The sequence below is a fragment of the Paenibacillus pabuli genome, assembly GCF_039831995.1.
GTDB classification, from domain to species: domain Bacteria; phylum Bacillota; class Bacilli; order Paenibacillales; family Paenibacillaceae; genus Paenibacillus; species Paenibacillus pabuli_C.
The window spans coordinates 328,955-349,506 of sequence record NZ_JBDOIO010000003.1 but is presented as its reverse complement, the minus strand read 5'-3'; the positions used below and the strand labels follow the sequence as shown (position 1 = coordinate 349,506).

General features: G+C 45.3%; 19 protein-coding genes. All 19 read right to left on the bottom strand.

Annotated elements, in window-relative coordinates:
- Positions 1 to 40 precede the first annotated feature (40 nt).
- Positions 41 to 1,339 carry an NCS2 family permease gene (locus ABGV42_RS03880; protein ID WP_221806291.1) on the bottom strand — a complete coding sequence of 433 codons (1,299 nt, stop codon included), beginning with the start codon at positions 1,337 to 1,339 and terminating at the stop codon, positions 41 to 43.
- 381 nt (positions 1,340 to 1,720) lie between these two features.
- On the bottom strand, positions 1,721 to 2,698 hold the full coding sequence (locus ABGV42_RS03875; protein ID WP_347380458.1) for an alpha/beta hydrolase: 978 nt from the start codon (positions 2,696 to 2,698) through the stop codon (positions 1,721 to 1,723).
- Positions 2,699 to 2,986: 288 nt separating this feature from the next.
- Positions 2,987 to 4,297: an ABC transporter substrate-binding protein gene (locus ABGV42_RS03870; protein ID WP_347380457.1), complete on the bottom strand. Its 1,311-nt coding sequence runs from the start codon at positions 4,295 to 4,297 to the stop codon at positions 2,987 to 2,989.
- Between the two features lie 31 nt (positions 4,298 to 4,328).
- Positions 4,329 to 5,153, bottom strand: coding sequence for a carbohydrate ABC transporter permease (locus ABGV42_RS03865; protein ID WP_239297170.1), 825 nt, complete (start codon positions 5,151 to 5,153; stop codon positions 4,329 to 4,331).
- A 19-nt stretch (positions 5,154 to 5,172) separates the two neighbouring features.
- Positions 5,173 to 6,045 (bottom strand): ABC transporter permease subunit, encoded by an 873-nt coding sequence (locus tag ABGV42_RS03860; protein WP_183519332.1) that lies wholly within the window; start codon positions 6,043 to 6,045, stop codon positions 5,173 to 5,175.
- The gene (locus tag ABGV42_RS03855; RefSeq protein ID WP_347380456.1) at positions 6,042 to 7,130 is read right to left on the bottom strand and encodes an ABC transporter ATP-binding protein; all 1,089 of its coding nucleotides are present in this window, start codon (positions 7,128 to 7,130) and stop codon (positions 6,042 to 6,044) included. The genes ABGV42_RS03860 and ABGV42_RS03855 overlap by 4 nt, the downstream gene beginning before the upstream one ends.
- 20 nt (positions 7,131 to 7,150) lie before the next feature.
- A complete protein-coding gene (locus ABGV42_RS03850; RefSeq protein ID WP_347380455.1) occupies positions 7,151 to 7,987 on the bottom strand; it encodes a metallophosphoesterase family protein in 837 nt (278 codons plus the stop codon).
- Positions 7,988 to 8,025: 38 nt separating this feature from the next.
- Positions 8,026 to 8,859, bottom strand: a complete 834-nt coding sequence (locus ABGV42_RS03845) for an HAD-IIA family hydrolase (protein WP_347380454.1) — start codon at positions 8,857 to 8,859, stop codon at positions 8,026 to 8,028.
- Positions 8,860 to 8,877: 18 nt separating this feature from the next.
- Positions 8,878 to 9,591, bottom strand: coding sequence for a glycerophosphodiester phosphodiesterase (locus tag ABGV42_RS03840; protein WP_347380453.1), 714 nt, complete (start codon positions 9,589 to 9,591; stop codon positions 8,878 to 8,880).
- A gap of 139 nt (positions 9,592 to 9,730) precedes the next feature.
- Positions 9,731 to 10,270, bottom strand: coding sequence for a glycerol-3-phosphate responsive antiterminator (locus ABGV42_RS03835; RefSeq protein WP_347380452.1), 540 nt, complete (start codon positions 10,268 to 10,270; stop codon positions 9,731 to 9,733).
- 299 nt (positions 10,271 to 10,569) lie between these two features.
- The gene (locus ABGV42_RS03830; protein WP_347380451.1) at positions 10,570 to 11,016 is read right to left on the bottom strand and encodes a GNAT family N-acetyltransferase; all 447 of its coding nucleotides are present in this window, start codon (positions 11,014 to 11,016) and stop codon (positions 10,570 to 10,572) included.
- Positions 11,017 to 11,141: 125 nt separating this feature from the next.
- Positions 11,142 to 12,290, bottom strand: coding sequence for an ABC transporter permease (locus ABGV42_RS03825; RefSeq protein WP_347380450.1), 1,149 nt, complete (start codon positions 12,288 to 12,290; stop codon positions 11,142 to 11,144).
- A gap of 2 nt (positions 12,291 to 12,292) precedes the next feature.
- Positions 12,293 to 13,411 (bottom strand): ABC transporter permease, encoded by a 1,119-nt coding sequence (locus ABGV42_RS03820; RefSeq protein WP_347380449.1) that lies wholly within the window; start codon positions 13,409 to 13,411, stop codon positions 12,293 to 12,295.
- Positions 13,412 to 13,443: 32 nt separating this feature from the next.
- A complete protein-coding gene (locus tag ABGV42_RS03815; RefSeq protein WP_347380448.1) occupies positions 13,444 to 14,379 on the bottom strand; it encodes an ABC transporter ATP-binding protein in 936 nt (311 codons plus the stop codon).
- Between the two features lie 125 nt (positions 14,380 to 14,504).
- The gene (locus ABGV42_RS03810) at positions 14,505 to 15,617 is read right to left on the bottom strand and encodes a sensor histidine kinase (RefSeq protein ID WP_347383136.1); all 1,113 of its coding nucleotides are present in this window, start codon (positions 15,615 to 15,617) and stop codon (positions 14,505 to 14,507) included.
- A 21-nt stretch (positions 15,618 to 15,638) separates the two neighbouring features.
- Entirely contained in the window at positions 15,639 to 16,295 is a 657-nt protein-coding gene (locus ABGV42_RS03805) for a response regulator transcription factor (RefSeq protein WP_347383135.1), read from the bottom strand.
- 512 nt (positions 16,296 to 16,807) lie between these two features.
- Positions 16,808 to 17,692: a carbohydrate ABC transporter permease gene (locus ABGV42_RS03800; RefSeq protein WP_347380447.1), complete on the bottom strand. Its 885-nt coding sequence runs from the start codon at positions 17,690 to 17,692 to the stop codon at positions 16,808 to 16,810.
- A gap of 22 nt (positions 17,693 to 17,714) precedes the next feature.
- Positions 17,715 to 18,605 (bottom strand): ABC transporter permease, encoded by an 891-nt coding sequence (locus tag ABGV42_RS03795; RefSeq protein ID WP_347380446.1) that lies wholly within the window; start codon positions 18,603 to 18,605, stop codon positions 17,715 to 17,717.
- Between the two features lie 85 nt (positions 18,606 to 18,690).
- A complete protein-coding gene (locus ABGV42_RS03790) occupies positions 18,691 to 20,385 on the bottom strand; it encodes an extracellular solute-binding protein (protein ID WP_347380445.1) in 1,695 nt (564 codons plus the stop codon).
- Between the last annotated feature and the right edge of the window lie 167 nt (positions 20,386 to 20,552).

The window sequence follows — 20,552 nt, the reverse complement described above, 5'->3', positions numbered from 1 at the left end:
TATAATTACAGGCCGCTCTCCTTCTATATTAAACCGTTTTTTAGTGATCCAGAAATACAAGCTGAATGAAGAACAATACCGCAAACACGTAGAATACAGGATGAACATCCTTGCCTTTACCACGAAGCAGCTTCAGAACCGGATAGAAGATGAATCCTACGCCAATACCTGTCGCAATACTGTGCGTTAGCGGAGTAAGGATGATAATCAGGAAAGCAGGAAATGTTTCTTCGAGATCCTTCCAATTGATTTTGCTGATAACACTGATCATAAAGTACCCAACAATAATCAGTGCCGGAGAAGTGATCGCCGGAATGCCGGATATCACACTTACGATCGGTGTGAAGAACAACGTAAGCGCAAGCAGTACACTTACCGTTACCGCCGTCAGTCCCGTTCTTCCTCCTGCAGCTACTCCTGTGCTGGACTCGATATAAGCCGATGTTGGGCTGGTTCCGAGCAATGCCCCAGTAGTCGTCCCTACAGCATCTGCCAAGAGCGCACCACGTGAGCGCGGAAATTTACCGTCCTTCAGGAGTCCTGCTTGTTCAGCAACACCCAGCATCGTTCCCGTTGTATCGAACAGGGTGATTAACAGGAAGGTAAAGATGATCGTATACAAACCATTCGAGAATACGCCTGCCAGGTCCAGTTGGAAAGCCGTTGCCGTAAGGCCTTCCGGCATGGATACAATCGATTCCGGCATTTGGAATAGTCCCATCATCCAGGCAAGAATCGCTGTAACTACCATACCGATGAACAGATAACCTTTTACATTGTAAGCCATGAGCACAACCGTAATTATCAACCCGATAATCGTCAGGTAGGTCATTGGCTCTGCCAAGTTTCCGATGGTAATCAAATTCGATTCCGAATCGGCAATAATTCCGGCATTTTGCAAGCCTACCGTGGTAATGAACAACCCGATCCCTGCCGTTATTGCGTGTTTAAGACTCGCAGGTATGGCATCGAGCAGCATGTAACGGAATGAAGTAAGTGATAAAACAATAAACAAAAGCCCTGCAATAAATACCGCTCCCAGTGCAACCTGCCAAGAAACGCCATATCCGGCTACCACACTATAGGCAAAGAATGCATTCAGACCCATACCCGGCGCGATGACAATCGGATAGTTGGACCAGATCCCCATAATCAGCGTTGCCACAATGCTCGCCAGTACCGTTGCAATGAATACGCCGTTGAATTCCATTCCCGTGCTGCTGAGTATTCCCGGGTTTACAATCACTATGTACACCATCGTGAAGAATGTCGTGATCCCTGCGATGATTTCTGTTGAAACGCTCGTGCCTCTTTCTTTTAGTTTGAACCAATTGTTCATGGTAAAGCCAGCCTCCAACCTTCAAATTATTCTGCATAGGAAAAAAACAAAAAAATCCCAATCTTCGTATAGGATGGTATTATTCCCGCTCCTATATTCGTCATTAGGATTGAACAGCTAAGCTTCTAGACCAAAAATAGAGATCCTCATATCTGTTTTAACCTGATGTCCATTTCGTATTTTAATAAAAGTAACATACATTGTCAACGAATCACCCTATTTGTTCACACTTATTTACGAACTATATAGATATTTTATATATTATTCATTCGTTTTTTTGGACAGAGATACAGTTTCATATTAACCATCGGGAGCTGAAAACGAAAAACAATAAGAAACCACGGTACCAGGTTCGGTACCGCAGTTTAAGGATTAACCATACTACTCGATTTGCTTCATGTACTCTTTGAATTCCTCGGCAATTTCTTTGAATTTTGTATGATGCAGGTAATGTGCGCCTTCCATCGGGATCAGTTTGCCCTGTGCAGATCGTTTGGCTTGCTCCTCATGCAGCGGAACCCACTGCGGATTGTTTTCATTATTCGATCGAACAAAGAGAAGCACTGGCAGATCAGGAGGGTAAGTGAGTTGTTCTCCATTTTTGAAATTGGAGCCAAGATGCCTTAGCTCATCCATCATCGTTGGATTGGACGCAACTTGATTCGAAATCAAGTCCATCTGTTCTTTGGTATGTTCATCGAAATCAAGGGATTGATATGGATCGCCGCTCACTGCTTTTAGCAATCTCATCCAACCTGATTCTTGAAGAAACTGCATCGATTTCAACGGCAATTTGACATCCATGCCGGGTTGATTGGGAACACTGCTGTCAATGCCGACAAAAGCTAGAACTTCATCCGGATACGTGTTCACATAGGAAACACCGTAAAGTCCTGTGATCGAATGTCCCATCAGAATGTAACGGTCTATACCGAGCTGCTGCACAGCTTCGTGATATTCACGGATGATATTCTCCGTTGTTCTCTCTTTCTCCGTTTCGTCACTCAATCCATAACCGAAAGGCTCGATGGCCACGACTCTGTAATCGGGAGACAATTCATCAATTAACAATTTGAAATCAAGCACAGGTGATGGAGTACCTTGTCCTGGAAGCAGAACAATGGTCTGTTCACCGTCTCCTTGAATATAAGTATTCATCTTTTTCCCATCCACATGGACATACTGACCATACGGTTCGATTTTCTTTTTCTCGACCCCGTTACTGATTGCATTCACGACAAATACGATGCCCATGAACAGCACAAGTACCCCGACTATACCTCCGATTATTTTCAACCATAAGTTTCTTTTCTTCCGGATTTTCTTTTCCGTTGTTTTTATTTCCACCGTTTTTGTCACGTCCATCTTCTCCTGTCTTCGCTTCTGAAGCGTCGCCTTGGCGACATAGTTGAAGTGTAACCAAGCAAGATGTCCACTTCATGACGACAATATGAACTGAATATGAACAAGTCAAAAAGAAGGCACTGAAATCGCTAAATCAACGTACTTGTGAATACGATCCACATTCATTGGGCCATGTTCTTGTCCCTCGGCACGAAGCGCCAAGCCCGATATCCCCATGTCCCAGGGACAGAACAAAGGGGCTAGGCGGGAAATTCACCGCTTAACCCCTTTGTTTTATCAATTCTACTTACTCAACAAGGCATCTGCCTTCTTCGCCGCTTCAGCTATAGCTGCCTCTGCCGTAACAGACGAATCAACAACCGCACGAAGAATCTCATCCTTAATCATCTCACCAATCTCAGGGTAAACCTTCTGCATTGGACGAGGACCTGCATATTCCAGTTGGTCTACCGCAACTTTGAACAGCGGCTTTTCCTTATAAAGCTTCTTCATTTCATCGCTTTCCACCGCGCTGATTCGGCTAGGCAAGTACCCCGTGAAGGAGCTCGCATAGATCGTTTGCTCTTTCGAGGTCATCCACTTGATAAACTTCCACGCCGCTTCCTGCTTTTCTGGAGACAGGCCAGAGGTCATCACCAGGTTGGCACCGCCAGTCGGCACACCAAACGTATTATTCGCAGGCATAAATGTCGTTCCAAGTTCAAAGCCCTGCTCTTCTGCAACCTTCATATTATTGGTCAAGTCTGCCGTGGAAGCGAACAGCATCGCCGAACGCTGATTATGGAAATCCGTCTTGGCTTGCGTACCTGCATCATCGGTCGTACCGATACTCATAATGCCTTCATTCTTCATCTTCAGCCACAACTTCACGGGTTCAATCCCGGCTTCATTATTGAATGCCGCACTTTTCCCATCCTCGCTAATCATCGTTCCTCCGCTCTGTCTCACAAAAGCCTCATAGAACCAAATATCGACAGGCATTGAGATCCCGTAGCGCTGATCCTTAATCGTGAGTTTACGAGCGTAATCTTCAAATTCCGCCCAATTCTTCGGTCCAGCAGGATCAAGTCCCGCTTCCTCTAGCATCGTACGGTTGAAGTACAGAATAGGTGTACTCCGTAAATACGGAAGAGCATACAGCTTGTCGTTCACGTATGAATTTCCCATCAGACCTGGAATGAAATCATCCATATCAAGTTGATCCTTCTCTACAAAAGAGGTCAACTCCTGCGTCATGCCGGATTCGGCAAATACACCAACCGAAGCAATTTCATTTTGCCACACTTCAGGAGCATTACCCGCTGCAAAAGCAGCCTGTGCCTTGGAATGTTGATCTGCATATGATCCCTGATATTCGGCCTTCACAATCACTTCATCCTGGGATTCATTAAACATTTTCACCAGGTTCTCATTGTTCTCGGCGATCTTGTCTCCCCATGAGTACCAATATGTAATCTCTACCGGTTTACTCGCCGTACCATTAGAGCTACCGGAAGCCGCATTATCGGTTGAACCTGCGGAGTTGGAATCACCACAACCCGTTATTGCAAATGCAAGCGTTGCTGCCAACAAAATGGAACCAAATTTTTTCATGGATAAACCCTCCTATGAATGATGAATTGGATTACTTTACACCCGAATAGACAAATGCTTTAATAATTTGCCGTTGTCCAAATAAGAAAACGATCAGAATCGGAACCACCAAAATCATGTTTCCAGCCATCAAAATGTGCCAGGCAGCTCCTCCGTCCACCTCGCGCAGCTTGGAAATCCCGATCGGAAGCGTTCTGGCTGCATCGGAGGTCGTCATCACGAGCGGCCAAAAATAATCATTCCAATGCGCAATGAAGCTGAACAATGCAAAGGTTACCAGCGTTGGACGGGCCATCGGCACCATAATCCGAAGAATGATCTTCCATTCTGGCGTTTGATCAAGCCGTGCTGCTTCAATAAGTTCTTCCTGCACCTGCTTGAAAGACTGCCTGAGCATGAAGATCCCAAAAGCGCTGGAAGCGAAGGGTAAGATGAGTGCCAGCAAATTGTTAATGAGTCCCCATTTGCTTAGCAGCAAATACACAGGCAGAAAAATGAGCTGACCGGGAATCATTAATGTCACCATCGTGATTCCAAATAACAGCTTGTCTCCTTTGAAGGAGTATCTCGCAAACGCATAGGCTGCCAATATAATGGTTGTGAATTGGAGAAGAAGGATACTGATGGATACGACAACACTGTTCATTAAATATTTCAAGAAAGGTCCCGATTCCCACGCCGCTTGGAAATTGCTCCACATCACCTTGGAGGGGATCCATTTAGGTGGAAAGATCACTGTCTCCGGGTACGACTTCAATGATGTTGAAATCATCCATAGAAAAGGGATAGCAAAAATCGCAACCAGTACGATCGTGGCAGTAACGTTTAGAGTACGCAGAATTGACTTTCTTGCCATGATATCTCCCTTCTCCTTTCTATTGGTAGTGAACCTTGCGGCTCAGCAATTTGAAGTAGACTAGTGTTAGCAAACCAACGACAACAAGCAGGATAACTCCCGCTGCCGAAGCGTAACCGATCTTGAAGTAGCGGAATCCATATTCGTAGATATAAAAGACGAGCGTGTTGGTTGAATTGATCGGACCTCCATTGGTCATGATGGCAATGGTTTCAAACACCTGGAATGAACTGATCAAATTAATGATAATTAAGAAAAACAGGGTCGGTGAAAGCATCGGCAGCGTAATTTTGTAGAACTTCCGCCACCAATTGGCCTCGTCCAGTGCTGAGGCTTCATATACATCCTTCGGAATGCTTTGAAGACCAGCGATGAAGATGAGAGCGTTGTAGCCCACGCCCTTCCAGACCGAAACAAGGACAAGTGACAGTAAGGAACTGTCGGGACTGCTCAGCCACTCCAGCTTGGGCAAACCAACCATATCCAACAAACCGTTCAGCAAACCGAATTTGGGATCCATCAACCACATCCACACCAGGGATACAGATACAAGTGAAACAATATGTGGACTAAATAACGCACCCTGCACAAACCCATACCATGCGCCTTCCCGATTCAGCCATATGGCTAGCAGCAGCGAAATCACAATGGATAAGGATACGGAAAGAAGCGTATAGTTCAAGGAATTGCTAAGGACCTGAAGAAATGCACTATCCTTAAATAACTCGACAAAGTTGTTGAAGCCTACAAACTCCTTGACCGGATTAATGAAGTCCCAGTTGTAAAAACTCAGGAAGATCATATAGAAGATCGGATATATGAAAAAAATGGAGAATATCACGATAGAGGGAGCTACCATGACATAGGGACGGAATCTGGACCAGACGGTCATGAATATTTCCCTCCCAGGACAATGAGCTCTCGAGCTTCGGACCGCTCATGCTGACGAGCACGGACTTCGTTCCGATCAAAATAGTAGAGGTCCTGCACAGATACCGTAATGTTCACTTCAGAAGCTGACTCTAAGGGCTTCAAAAAGCTCTTCACAGACACAAGCCCGAGCGCGGATTCCAGTTGATAGATGATTTCTGCGCCTAGTGTCTCGCGTGTCATGATATGGGCCGGGAAATGAACATTCCCTGTCTGCGGTCGGCTCTCAAGCGACATCGTTGCTTTCTCCGGCCTGAAACCAATCTGCCCAATATCGTCATGCAGCTGCCCATTCAAATATGGCTGGATACGTTCACGATCAATCACATTCATCGGCGGTGTACCGATAAACTGAGCTGTGAAAACATTATCGGGATCATCGTAGATTTTCATTGGACCATCTGCTTGTTGAATAATCCCTTTATTCATGATGACGATACGATCTCCCATCGACATCGCCTCAACCTGGTCATGCGTAACAAAGACAAAGGTTGCGCCCAGCCGTTTGTGAAGCTGAATCAACTCCGTTCGCATTTGATGGCGCAGCTTGGCATCGAGATTCGATAATGGCTCGTCCATCAGGAAAACCGCAGGACTCTTCACCATGGCCCGTGCCAAGGCAACCCTCTGGCGCTGACCTCCGGACAGCGCTTGCGGCTTCTTATGCAGATACTCTGCTAGGCCTACGACCTCCGTGATTTCCTTAACGAGGCGTTCTCGTTCGGGCCGGGGCACCTTGCGATTCACGAGTCCGAATTCAATGTTCTCCTTGACTGTCATCATTGGATACAATGCATAGTTTTGAAATACCATGGCCACATTACGCTTGCCCGGTTCGACTCCATTGACACATTGGTCCCCGATCCAAATTTCACCGCCCGTTTCTTTCTCAAGTCCAGCGATCATGCGGAGTGTCGTCGATTTTCCACAGCCAGACGGGCCGACCAATACCGTAAAGGATCCATCCTCGATGGTCAGATCCAGACCCTCAATGACTTTATCCTGCTTGAAGCTTTTTTCAATCTGCTTCAACACAATTTGTGCCATGACATTCCCTCCTTTTTCTTTTACTGAGCGGCCGATGCGAATTGCACAGATAAAACAAGGTCACTCTCTTCTCCTGATGCACCAGCGACAGGGCCAAAGCCTGGCATATCACAACAAAAGCTCTCAATATCAGCAAGCAGACCAGCACCCTGTATAAGATGGTGAGTTATCTCTACTTTGCCCTCATGGACTTCAATAACACGGTATGCCGGCACGTCCAGGCAAGCTGCGGTCTGAACATAATGCCATTCACCTTGCTTAACGATGGAGTTCATGTGATTATGCCCGCAAAAATAGATGCCGCCTTCTGGCCGACTGTTCAATATGCTCTTCAGTTCATCCTGTGGACGGATGTACAGCTTATCGAGCGTCGAACGCGCAGTCGTATCAAATACCGGATGGTGCCCGAAGAGAAGTACTTGCTTCTCATGCGAATCGGCAAGCTCGCTTTTGAGCCATGCCAGCTGCTCTTCGTCCAGCTCCCCTCCCCAATCTGCAGGATTCATTTCCTGGGTCGTATCCAGAAAAATAAGCCTGGCATGAGGTGTGTCAATCGCCCGATAGCGATCCTGACCTGTTAGCTTGGAGATTTCATGCTTCGGTATCGAATACGTGTCGTGATTGCCAAGCACATGAATGAAGTTCCGTTCACTACTGGAAAGGATGGAGTATATCGATTGGAATTCCTGGGCCGTTCCTTCATGCGTTAAATCGCCAATCGAGACATGAAAGTCCGCCTTTTCCTCCAAAAAAGCCTTGAGCATATGCTCATATACACGAACTCTCGCAGCTTTCATTTCTTCAGTTCCGTGACTCATGCTTGAATAGTGATAATCACCAAGTAACGCCAGACGCATGAACTCCACCTCCATATTTTTTTGAAACCCATTGCTGCTTAAGTCCTCTTCACCTGCAGCACAGTTGAATGCTTGGAGTTGTCTTCTTCCTCCATGATGCATTCGTTGAAGGAAGCCCATATATAATCAGGAATGATGCCTGTTTCTTGGATATCTCCTCTTGAAGAGATACCCGTAAGCACGAGGGCGGTCTTCATTCCATTTTGCTGACCAAATAAAATATCTGTTTCCAACCGATCACCGATCATAAGGCATCTGCTGTTGTTCACATTCAAAAGCTGGAACGCCTTCTCAGCATAGTAACGGGAAGGCTTACCAATCACGGCGGAGGCTTTCTGCTGGCTAGCTGCCTCAATCGAGCTTAGAATCGATCCGGTATCGGGAATGATATCATCCTGGACGGGACAGCAGCTGTCCGGATTCGTTGCGATGAGAATCGCTCCATGACGAACTGCTTTTGCCGCTAGATGAAGCTTATCGTAATGAAACTGTCGATCCATTCCGACTAATACATGGGTTGATTCATACGGATCTTCCGTGATAGATATCCCGATGGCCCTTAGCTCTCTTCGCAAAGCCTCCTCACCAACAATCAGCACCTTGGCATCAGGGGCGTATTCAACAAAATACATTCCTGACACATATCCTGCAGTCAGAATTTCGTCGAGCTGACATGAAATCCCCAAACTCAGCAGCCTCTTGTAGCAATCCTCCCTGGTATGCACGGGAGTATTCGTCAGGAACAATAGACGCTTGTCGCGTGATCGCAAGCTGTTTATAAAGCTATTTACGCCAGGAAGGATCATCTGGCTGACATAAATCGTCCCGTCTAAATCGAAGCAATACGCATCGTAATCATACACATTTTCCATGACCTTACCCCTGCCCACTCACACTGAGCCGGACAGCTCCAACACATCCATAAAAGATTCGAGCTCGTCTGTGCAGACCCACACGGACGGATACTCCTGAAATTTCTCCATTATGGAAGTCTCGTTGATTGTCCAGGCCATCAATTGAATTCCCAGCTCTTGACATCGATGAATATAATGCTCGGTCACAAATGCGAAGTGCATGGACAGGAACGTCGCTCCGATCGCTAAGGACCAGTCCAGAATAGCCTTCGAACAGCCAAAGGTGATGAGACCGATGCGTACCTCGCTAGATAATTGTCTGATCTTCTCCAAGGCATCAAAATCAAATGACGTAATGACGACCTGATCCAGCATGTTAAATTCCTCAATCACTTCGAGTACCTTCTCCTCCAGCTGAGGATAATAGTCACCCATCTGCTTAAGCTCAATGTTAAGCCCAATTTTCCCCTTCAAAGCTCGCAGCACTTCTTCAAGGGTTGGTATATGCTCATCCTGTTCTATTTTGAAAGCTTGCAGTTCAGAAGCTGCATAATCGGCTACCCTGCCCGATCCATTCGTCATGCGATCAACGGTATGATCATGAATGACAACGGGGATTCCATCTTTGCTGAGATGTACATCCAGTTCAAGATGGGTGAACCCAAGTTCCACTGCTTTTAAAAAGGAAGACAACGTATTTTCCGGATATTTCTTTGGATAGCCTCGATGAGCGACGGCTTGAATAATCATGCTCTATTACCTCCCGTTGTATTTTTTGGACAACACAAAAAACCCAGCAGCAAATCACCCTCCTTCAACATCAAGGTTGTATTGATTTACGTACCACCGGGTTTTCTCGTCGTCTCCACCCAAGGATAAATGTATGAAATTACGTCCAGAATTTCTCATGCCCTATTGAAACGAAATCTGCTCCGCTTTTTAAAGCTTGCTGTATCTCTTCTTCGTGCCGGATTAGTCCTCCAACAATTAACGGCTGTGTGATGCGTTCTTTCAGTTCTTGGATGACTCGAGGCATAAGTCCTGGCATCAGTTCAACCTCATCAGGTTTATAGCTCTTAATCATCCGCACTGCAGTCTCAATGGCTGCTGAATCAATGGCAAATATACGTTGAATGCTTAATATGCCGGCTTGTCTGGCTGCTGACACCGCATTGCTCTTCGTTGTCACAATCCCATCGACTTTAAACACATCAGCAAGATATTGAATGGCAGAGGCATCTCGTCCAATTCCGGATACCATCTCCGTATGTACATAGGCCTGTTTACCGCTTTGATGCAGTCTCTCTATGATCGAGCCAAGATTCGTAATGTTTCCTGTCATCAGAATAACTCGCTTCACATCGCTTGCTATAGCCTGTGCAATTTGCTCATCTACCGTGATGGAAGCGATGATCGGATAATTCTTCATGATTCAGTCCTCATTCCCTCGTTTGTCATCTTAAATGATAAAGGGGGAATATTCGTTTGATATCACCGGCATGTAAACGGGATATTAATTTCAACTCCCAACATAGCCATCTTCATTCTCCCCTTACAGAGTCCGTTAATCAATAGTTACTGCCATGTTTGGAGCTGCACGCCGACCTATTTGATATTTTAAATACAAACTTTAGGTTTTGCCTTTTTACAAGAAAATCTTTTTATAATGTAAAAACCAAAAAAACCTGTCACTTTGACAGGTCTTTCCCATACCATCATACTCGATTTCTACAACTTCCATTCATATCGAATATCAGGTAAGTTTTCTTCATTTTCATGTCCTCTATCAATGATTTCAAATCCATTTTTCTCATAAAATCTTTGCGCATTTTTATTAACTTCAAATGTATATAATGTTAGGTTTCCACTTGCTTGTGCTTTTGCTTTGTTTAGTAAGGTTTGCCCTATTCCATTGCCTTGATAATCAATATGAATATAAAGTTGGCTTATCTCCGTTTCATTATAGGCAATCATTCCAACTACTTTTTCATCAAGTAACGCTAAATCTATTTGATACTGTTCAGATAGTATATGATTAAAAAAATAAAGATGGTCTTCGAAGCTATGGATGTCAGCCTGACCAATTGCCCGTTCCTTACTGGCTCTCCACATTTTCACTGTATGTTCTGCATACTTGGAATTATACTTAGATATTTTAATTTCAAGTTTGTTCATTAATATACCGCCTTTAGTTTCAAAGTTATTTTAAAAAATAAACATTTTATTTTCACTATATTCTGTAATCAATCCCAAATTTCCTTGTTAGTTTAATCGTATCCTTTATATTCCTCCAGTTAATATTAAATATAACTTCGAGTATCATTGTTCCTTCCAAACTTATAGACGGCTATTAAAGATAAGGCTACGGAAAAAGCAATCAAAATGATCAGATTCAAGGATAGTTGCCCCATGGATACCCCTTGTTGTAGGTTGCTAAAGGTATCCAGAAGCCAATACTGGGGAAGAAAGTGCGCGAGCTGCTGCATCGTTGTCGGCATTAACTCAAGTGGGAACATACACCCAGAGAGCAAGCTGGTAGGTATAAGGATCATATTCTGCATGCCGCTGGCTGCTGCAGAGCTGCTGGAGAATGCCACGATTACAAGTGATAGACCTATGGCCACCAGAGCAAATAACACAAGAATTAGGAACATGCTCCAGTAAGAAATACCCGGATCGACACGAAAAACATTTATCATGATCAACAGTGTCACTGCAATCTGCAGCATCATCATAGTCAAATTAACGATGATATTCGATAAGACATAGGTTCTAGGATTGATTGGTGAGGATAAAAGGCGATAATAGGTTCTATTCTCTCTTTCCTTAATCAGAATTCCAGATAAATTCGAAGCGGACACCAGCATGAGGACGAGCAAGTAACCTATTGATTGATTGGTTTTGTTGTAATTTACGGATTGATCCTCTACCTTCTCTTCTGATAATCTGAAGTCTGTATTTTGAAATCCCTCATATAGGGAATCAAACTTAGCCTGATCTCCTTTAGCCACCTTGCCGATCGAAGCCAAATTGTTAATATGTTGATCCAAAGAGGCTTTCACATGTCCGGTAACCTGGGCCCCTTTAATGGATACGATCTTAATATGTGCGGGCTTCCCAACAACCAAACTCTGTGCGAAACCTGCGGGAAGGATAATTGCTGCATCAAGATTGCCGGCAGCAATCAGCTCTTTTATCTCATTTTCCTCAATCTCACTTATAACCATGGAATCCTGTCTGCTCACCGAATCTATAACACTCTTCGTAATCGTCTGACCTCCATCATGATTAACAATACCCATTTTCAATTCGGTTTCTCCCGAGCCCCCTTGGACTAGAGTCGCGAGTAGAATCCCCATAACAGGAAAGACGAAGTATACAAATAAACTCAAAACATTTTTAAAGGTAGAAATAAATGTTTTCCGTATTAACCATAACGTGTCTCTCATTCTTACAACCCCTCCTTTCTACGCATCATCGTTAATGCGATACCCAGCAAAACGACCGCGAATCCGATATTTAACAGCATGGCGTTAATCGCTGCTGACAGACTGTCTGCATAGATCATTTCAAGGAGTGCAGCATTGGACCATTGCAGCGGAGAAAGTGAAGAGAGAGTTGCCATGATCCCTGTAGCCTTCTCGACCGGGAAGTATGAACCGCCGAGAAATGCAGCTAATTGGATAATAATCATAACAACAGTGCCTGATCCATTGCCCTTGATGATATAACTGAACCCGAGTCCCATACTCACAGCGAAAATAATTTCAGTAAAGAGCGTTAGAAACACTAAACCCAAATTTTCTCCCCAATAAGCATTAAACATGTACTTACTGATAAGCACTACGATAGTTGTGAGTATTAAATTCAGCACGACAAGCCCTGCTAATTTACCCGCGAAAATTTCTATTTTCGTTACCGGTGAAGCAAGCAATCGGACAGCGGTGTTCCTTTTGCGTTCAACATCTATTAATTGTGCGCCCGTCAAGGCGCTATATAAAATAATCATTGTCGTAATCGCTATAGCGAAATAGTCCATAGCACCAGGTTTTCTTGGCGCATTCAACGACTCCTCTACCACATAACTTTTAGCGCCGCTTCCGATCGTGATCGCATCCACTTGCTCCGTGTCTGTACCTGATATTTCAGCCGCCAATCGGTAACGATCTGTAAAAGACGCAAGCACACTCTTAGCAATGTCGCTTTCAATCAAGCTCTGACTACTACTGTAAAAATTCAACCCACTGTCCGAAATTTCGACGTAACCCGCATAGCGGTTGTTCTTCACTTCAATTTTCCCATCCGTCTTTTCGTCTGCCTTCTCGAGTTTAATGCCGGCTTGACGCATCTGCCCCGTGAAGTCGTCCCAATACGTAGATAACTCACTCGATGTGCTATTATTCTTATAAAGTACCTTGATCTCTTCAACCGTTAAACTGCCGTTAAAAGCATTCGTAAGCGCTGTTCCCAAAATAAGCATGGTTAATAGCGGCGAAACCACTAAGAACAAAAGCATCTTGGGATCGCGGATAACTTTCAACTCTTTAAGCATTATTCTAAATACATTCATTGCACCTGCGCCTCCTTTCACTTCTTTCTAAATCAGTCGCGCAGACTTCTGCCTGTCAATGTCAGAAACACCGTCTCCAAACTAGGCTCATTCTCTTCCACTGAACGTATTTCGATATCGTCTGCCATCAACTGCTGGATGATCCGGTTCAAGTTATTGACCTCCGAATCAGAGGTGATCTTAACGATTCGATCCTCCACCTCAACCCGGTTTACGCCAGCAATTCCCTCCAACTTGTTCTTATTCAGATTTTCCGCTGAACGAACCTCAATACCTATATTTTTCTGATTCGTAATGATAGCTTTTAATTGACCTTTCGTTCCTTCCGCGATAATCTTGCCGTGGTCGATAATGGCGATTCTTGTACAGATCTCCTCGACCTCTTCCATGTAATGGCTGGTGTAGAAGATCGTACTGCCCAATTCATTCAGTTTCTTCACGGAACCAAGGATATAGTTGCGGGATTGCGGATCAATCCCCACCGTTGGCTCATCCATGATAAGCAGCTTTGGCCGATGGGCGATTGCACAAGCTATGTTCAATCTTCGCTTCATACCGCCCGAGAAATTTTTGGGATAGCTTTTGTGCTTGTCGCCCAGTCCCACAAATGCTAGTGCTTCAATCACCCGTTCCTTTAACTCGGCTCCTCTTAGTCCGTATAATCCGGCGAAAAAATGAACGTTCTCGTATGCAGTCATATCCTCATAAATAGCCAATTCCTGCGGCACGATCCCGATGTTCATTTTCGCGAATTTGCCATGCTTAGCGATACTCTTGCCAAGAACTTCAATTTCACCCTTGGTAATCCGGAGCAGAGAGGCAATCATGTTAATCGCTGTACTCTTACCTGCTCCATTCGCACCCAGAAATCCGAAGATCTCGCCATCCTTCACGGACATCGTGATATTGTCCACGGCAATAAAATCTCCAAATTTCTTCGTAAGCTGCTTAATTTCAAGTACGTTCATTCGTAACACTCCCGTTTCGTCTTTAGGATAATGTAATTGTAATAAAAAAGGATGCCCCTGTGACAGTGCACAAGTTCATCCTTCACCCCTGAGAATCTTCCTATCTAATCATCGTAAATCTCATATTATCCGTGAGGAATTAATGTAGTGACACTGAAGCCTCGTGAGCCATCGACGATAATCGTACCAGATACGCTTGCTGCCCGTTCTTCCATGCCGATTAATCCCAAGCCCTTTATCACCTTCTGCTCTCCTTTACCGTTGTCCGATACTTCGACCTTGATCAAGGATCTCAGTACCTCGATATGGATGGAGATGAAAGTTGCGTTTGAATATTTCATGGCATTGGTCAGCGCTTCCTTGGTGTTCTCCTGAATGACCTTCCATTGGATCGGAGTAATGATGTCGACATTACCTTCATGAGTGAGTGAGGTTCTGATCAAATGCTTCGCTGAAAATTCATCAACGAATAATCTTATCCGATTCATTCCGAGTTGCTCTGTCGGAGGCTTTACATTCTTAAGCACAAGGCGAATACTCTCGATCCCATCCTTAGAGATATTGATTGCATTTTGCAGCAGTTCCGCAGCCTTGTTCGGATCGGAGGTGAACAAGCGCTTCGAGGCTTCCATCTGGATCAATGCACCCGTCATAGAATGCCCGATCTTATCATGAATTTCCTGAGACATTCGGTTGCGCTCCTCCAGCTTTATCGTATAATCGGCCTGTCTGATATATTCGTTGTTCTCATTTAAGCTCTTAGTCAACTGTTGGATGTGCTCGTTTCTTTTTTCTATGTCCTCTTTGAGTTCAGCATTTTTATTTATGTAGGTGTTAAGCAAGTGGTAGTATAGGAAACTTAGCATCGCAACGAGACCATATGTAACCAAGATGGTTTGAGGTTCTGGAGACAGCAACAAGAGTGGAACCATCATAAGTAATAGAATAATTCCGCGTTTACGCAGATATATAGTAAATAGTTCGTATATGTTCAGAGGTAACAGGAGTAACAATAAGGGTTGGATGTATGTCGAGGACACTGCGGTAACCAGCAGAGACAACAGAAGCACAATCGTCGTGATACTAACTTTTTTAGTGATATGAATGGAAATATTCAAACACAGGTAGATTAGGATGTACAGTATATACCATGGCGAAATCGAACCTACAGATACATAGGATTGAATAACCACATAGCTTAAGAGGATCGCTTTTATGCTCATTGTCCATAGTTCTATAGAGGTTCCCCTCTCCGTCATTTAATCCACTTCCCCGGTCAGAAAATAAATCGCAATTTGTGTACGATGCGTAAAGCCCTTCTTACCTAGAATAGAAGTAATGTGGTTGGCTATCGTGCCTTCTGAGATGAATAGCCTCTTCGAGATTTCACGATTGGAAAGCCCTTTCGCAATGAGTAACATAATGTCGTGCTCTCTATCCGTGAATAAGCTTCTGTCGATCTTACTCCCTCTATCTTCTTTCTGATCTTTATCCTTGTCCAGTAGCAAACTAGTTTTCAGCTTATCCAGCACAGCATCCTGCAGTACATTATGTCCGTTGTATACAGTTATGATGGCATCTCGAATCCGCTCCGGATCGTTATTCTTGAGCAGGTATCCCTTCGCTCCGTTGCGAATCGCATCGATAATAAACGCCTCGTCATCGAAAGTGGTCAGGATTAACGCTTTGGTTCCTGTCTGTTCGGAGATCAGCTTGGTCGCTTCCACACCATTCATATTGGGCATCTGCACATCGAGCAGCGCCACGTCTACTTCATTCTCCAGGCAGAAATCTACCGCTTCTTGACCATCTTGAACCGTCGCCAATACTTCGAACTCATCGAAAGTGGTCAGGATGATCCTCATGCCTTCCCGGATAAATGGATTGTCATCGGCAATAATGATCTTTATTTTCAACACTGCTCACTCTCCGTTCACCGCTATTTAGCAATAACCAACACATATCATATTCATTTATTAGTATAGCATTCTTCTTTTCGTTCATTAATGAATAAATTTTGATAAGCTTTACCCCTGCATTCTTTAGATAATTGGTCAGCTTTCAGCAAGACTGCTTGGCTTCAGCCGATCTGGTTATTTTGCCAAAATACTTCTACAGCATCGTTAACGTAATTTCCGCTATCTCGGGATCGCTAGTTCCGTCATTAACATTGTTCTGGAGGATGTAGGCATTCAACATTTACTTACTTGTAAACTTCTTTTAGAAGGTCGCGTGAAGCGAGAAGTAACTCATAGATCCTTAGAAGATTCACTTCATGTTAAGCTTTAATAAGAACAGGTCAGCATCGACGAGATCGAATACTGACCTATTCTACCAAGATATTAAATTATGCTTTGATCAAATCATTAATTAGTTGTGCCGCTTCCTCTCATGAACTCTGCTCTATATTGCATCCTGAATGAAGCAACTACTCCTTCACCGAACCTAGAGTAATGCCGTGGATGAAAAAGCGCTGTAGGAATGGATATACAATAAGTACGGGAAGCATGGCAATGAAAATTTTTGCGGCATTCAGCGTTTGATTGGATAACTCGTTCATGCGTTTATATTGGTCTTCCGTCATGTTGGACGCGTCGATGACCACAACGAATTGCTGGATTAACGTTTGCAGTGGATAATGATCCTGACCTGAAGTCAGCACCAACCCATGGAAGAACTCGTTCCAATGGTAGACGATGGTGAACAATGTGACGGTCGCCAGTACCGGTACGGCCAGCGGCACATAAATGGTGACCAACATTCGCCACGGCCCGGCCCCGTCCACGAGAGCAGCCTCGTCCAGTTCCTTGGGCAGATTGCGGAAATAGTTCACGATCAGAATAACGTTAAATACCGGTACTCCCCCGCCAAGAACAAGCGCCCAGATGGTATCATACAGCCCAATTGCCTTCACGGTCATATACCAGGGAATCAAGCCGCCGTTAAACAGCAGCGTGAACACAAGAATCCACATGAATACATTGCGCATCCGGAATTCACGCGGGCTTCGTGAGAGCGGATACGCCATCATCGTTGTCACTACAAACGTGATTGTAGCACCAAGCACAACCCGCTGAATGGAGATCCAAAAGGAATTGAAAAAGGAACGATCGCCGATAATTTGCTGGTATGAATTGAAGTTGAAGCCAACAGGCCATAACCATACTTTTCCGGCAGCTGCCGCTGATTTTTCGCTTAAAGACACGGCCAGCGTATACCACAGAGGTAATATGCACAGGAATGCAATCAGGAGCAGCACAACCAGAAGCGTGATATCGAACACCCTGGATCGCAGCGTTGTTTCTCTTATCATCTCGCTCGACTCCTTCTCCTAATCAGAATATGCGGTAATTGGCGAACTTCGAAGCCAGCAGATACGAGACAATGATGAGCACAAAACTGACCACCGATTTCAGCAAACCAACCGCGGTTGCAAGTCCATACTGCATGTTCAACAAGCCTTCGCGGTATACCCAAGTATCGATAATGTCACCTGTTGAGTAGAGCAGTGGATTGTATAGATTGAAAATCTGGTCAAAGCCTGCATTCAGTACGTTCCCCAGGCTTAGCACAGCCAAGAGCACAATCGTGGTACGCAAGCCTGGCAAGGTTACATGCCAGATTCTCCGCATCCGGGTTGCTCCGTCAATTGAAGCAGCTTCGTACAGGGAGGGACTGATGCCCGTCAGGGCAGCCAGATAGATGATTGTGTTGAAGCCGAACTCCTTCCATACGTCACTGCCGACCACAATAAACGGGAACAGGTCTGCACGGGCAAAGAACAATACTGGTTCGATGCCAAGGATGTTCAGCAATCCGTTGACCGGACCCGTGTACGAAAACACGTCGAGCAATATGCCGGATAGAATAACCCAGGACAAAAAATGCGGAAGATACACGATCGTTTGCACCCACCGCTTGACCACCATGAGACGCAGTTCATTGAGCATGATCGCAAAGATCAACGGCACAATCAGGTTACCGGCAATTTTCATGACGGCAATATTCACTGTATTGAAGAAAATGGTCTTGGTATCGTTCAGGCTGAACATATATTCGAAGTTCTCCAGCCCAATCCAGGTCGATTTCCAGATGCCTTGGCCCGGGTTGAAGTCCTGAAAGGCAATGGCAATCCCGAACATGGGAATGATACTGATGAACAGCAGCCACAGAAATCCGGGCAGCAACATGATGTAATAATGTTTGATGAAACTTCGATTTCGCATCCGTTGTTCCTCCTCTGCAATCTCCCATCCCTGATCTTCTCAAGAAGAAGCGCCGGATGACTGACCCCGGCGCTCTGGACAGCTTCTACTTGACGTACTCCTTCACTTCCTCGGTGATTTTGTCCCCGCCTTGCTTTTTCCAGTCGCTGACGAACGTATCGAATGTATCCAGAGGTGCAGCTCCCATAATGATTTTCAGGAAGGTTTCATCCTCCAGCTTTTTCAGATTCGACCAGCGGCTTTCCATCGTACGGGTTTGGGAATAGAGAAGGCTATATACCTTGTTATAGTCCTGCTGCAAGGACGATGATCCGACCAAGAGTGAATAGATGCGGCTCCATACACCAAGGTCTGCCTGGGGGTCCCAATACTGGATGTCCATATTGTCATACGGCTCTTTCTTCACTTTTTTGACGTTCTCAATATCCGCAGCAAGCAGTTTATAGCCCGGATCGGTAAAGTCTTCGGGTTTCTTCGTGCCAGCGAGTACTTCCTGCAATGCTTTCGCCGAATATTCGCTCTCATCCATGTAGGACATCGGTACACGCAGCGGATAGTGGCCCACAGGCACAGAGATATCGAATTTTGACTCATCGCGAATGAGCAGGTTCAACATTTTGATGACGGCTTCGGGATGTTCATATCCTTTGCGCACGACAACGAATACGGTAGAAGGGGCGCCCATGTGAGCGTTAAATTGTCCATCGTCATCCAGCGGCAACAAGTATGCCTGCCAGTTGGCATTCGGATCGTTTTTAATCGCGTCAGGCAGAGGTCCGTATCCCATCCACCATGGCGCGAAGAAGATACCTGCATTACCGTTGACCACAGGCTCGGACGCGCTTTTGCGAATGCCGAGTTCCTTGTCAATTAGCCCATTCGCATACATGTCGCGCAGTTTGGCGAGCGCTTCCTTCGTTTCCGGCAGAATGGAACCGTAGACCGGGTTCCCCGCATCATCTTTTAACCAGTAACCAGGATAAGCCTTGTAAGCCCCGAAGATCGGATCAAGTCCATACGTGTTGTTGGTTGATTCCAGAAAGTTGGCGTATAACCTACCGCCGTTCTGCTGTCCGGCAATCCCGATCGTATCGTTCTTGCCGTTGCCGTCCGGGTCCTGTTCCACAAAAGCTTTCGCTACGTTCTCCAGTTCCTCCACCGTTTTGGGCGGCTCAAGTCCCAGCTTGTCGAGCCAATCCTTTCGTATCCACATTTGGTGAACACCATCGGAGTGTACTTGTATACTGGGAATGGCGTACATCTTCCCGTCAAATGTCACAGCCTCGGCAGAGACACCGTTTGTTTTCTCCATGTAACTTTTCATGGCTGGTGAAGCATATCGATTAAATGCATCGGTCAGGTCCTCCAGCTGGCCAGCCTTCACCATCGCCCGCAACTGGGTGTCCTTGACCACGAGCGCATCGGGCAGATCGTTACTGGAGATTGCCAGGTTGACTTTCTGCTCGTAGTTCGTTCCGGTGGCCGCCTGCCAGGTGACCTTGGTATCAATGTTCAGGTTGTCCTTCACATAACGCGAGTACTGGTTGTTCTCCGGTGTATCCCCGGCAGGCAAGCTTTTGTCCGTTGGATCGACCTCTTTGCCATACGTCAGTGTAATCGCCTGATCATACTTGCCAAATGGATCTGCCGGCCCTTCTTCAACAACACCAGGCGTGGAATTGTTTTCCGCCGTTTCGTTCTCCTCATTGCCTGTGCTGCTGCAGGCGCTCGTGAATGCGAGCAGCAGCATCATTCCCACCATGACCATTTTTTTGCCCAAATGGATGCTCCCCCTTTAATGGAATGTCATTAGCGTCCAGCACCAACAATATAACACGGCCGGAAAACGTTTATGGATAGAGAAGCGAACGAGAAACAGGAGGTGAAACGTCCGTTTTTGATAACGCTTACAAATCATTCATCCTACCTTCTCTCCATCCGTCTACC

Excerpts from the sequence above, each read along its gene's own strand:
- ABGV42_RS03880 (WP_221806291.1), bottom strand. The coding sequence starts at position 1,339 with ATGAACAATTGGTTCAAACTAAAAGAAAGAGGCACGAGCGTTTCAACA.
- ABGV42_RS03870 (WP_347380457.1), bottom strand. The coding sequence starts at position 4,297 with ATGAAAAAATTTGGTTCCATTTTGTTGGCAGCAACGCTTGCATTTGCA.
- ABGV42_RS03865 (WP_239297170.1), bottom strand. The coding sequence starts at position 5,153 with ATGGCAAGAAAGTCAATTCTGCGTACTCTAAACGTTACTGCCACGATC.
- ABGV42_RS03860 (WP_183519332.1), bottom strand. The coding sequence starts at position 6,045 with ATGACCGTCTGGTCCAGATTCCGTCCCTATGTCATGGTAGCTCCCTCT.
- ABGV42_RS03855 (WP_347380456.1), bottom strand. The coding sequence starts at position 7,130 with ATGGCACAAATTGTGTTGAAGCAGATTGAAAAAAGCTTCAAGCAGGAT.
- ABGV42_RS03850 (WP_347380455.1), bottom strand. The coding sequence starts at position 7,987 with ATGCGTCTGGCGTTACTTGGTGATTATCACTATTCAAGCATGAGTCAC.
- ABGV42_RS03845 (WP_347380454.1), bottom strand. The coding sequence starts at position 8,859 with ATGGAAAATGTGTATGATTACGATGCGTATTGCTTCGATTTAGACGGG.
- ABGV42_RS03840 (WP_347380453.1), bottom strand. The coding sequence starts at position 9,591 with ATGATTATTCAAGCCGTCGCTCATCGAGGCTATCCAAAGAAATATCCG.
- ABGV42_RS03835 (WP_347380452.1), bottom strand. The coding sequence starts at position 10,270 with ATGAAGAATTATCCGATCATCGCTTCCATCACGGTAGATGAGCAAATT.
- ABGV42_RS03830 (WP_347380451.1), bottom strand. The coding sequence starts at position 11,016 with ATGAACAAACTTGAAATTAAAATATCTAAGTATAATTCCAAGTATGCA.
- ABGV42_RS03825 (WP_347380450.1), bottom strand. The coding sequence starts at position 12,290 with ATGAGAGACACGTTATGGTTAATACGGAAAACATTTATTTCTACCTTT.
- ABGV42_RS03820 (WP_347380449.1), bottom strand. The coding sequence starts at position 13,411 with ATGAATGTATTTAGAATAATGCTTAAAGAGTTGAAAGTTATCCGCGAT.
- ABGV42_RS03815 (WP_347380448.1), bottom strand. The coding sequence starts at position 14,379 with ATGAACGTACTTGAAATTAAGCAGCTTACGAAGAAATTTGGAGATTTT.
- ABGV42_RS03800 (WP_347380447.1), bottom strand. The coding sequence starts at position 17,692 with ATGATAAGAGAAACAACGCTGCGATCCAGGGTGTTCGATATCACGCTT.
- ABGV42_RS03795 (WP_347380446.1), bottom strand. The coding sequence starts at position 18,605 with ATGCGAAATCGAAGTTTCATCAAACATTATTACATCATGTTGCTGCCC.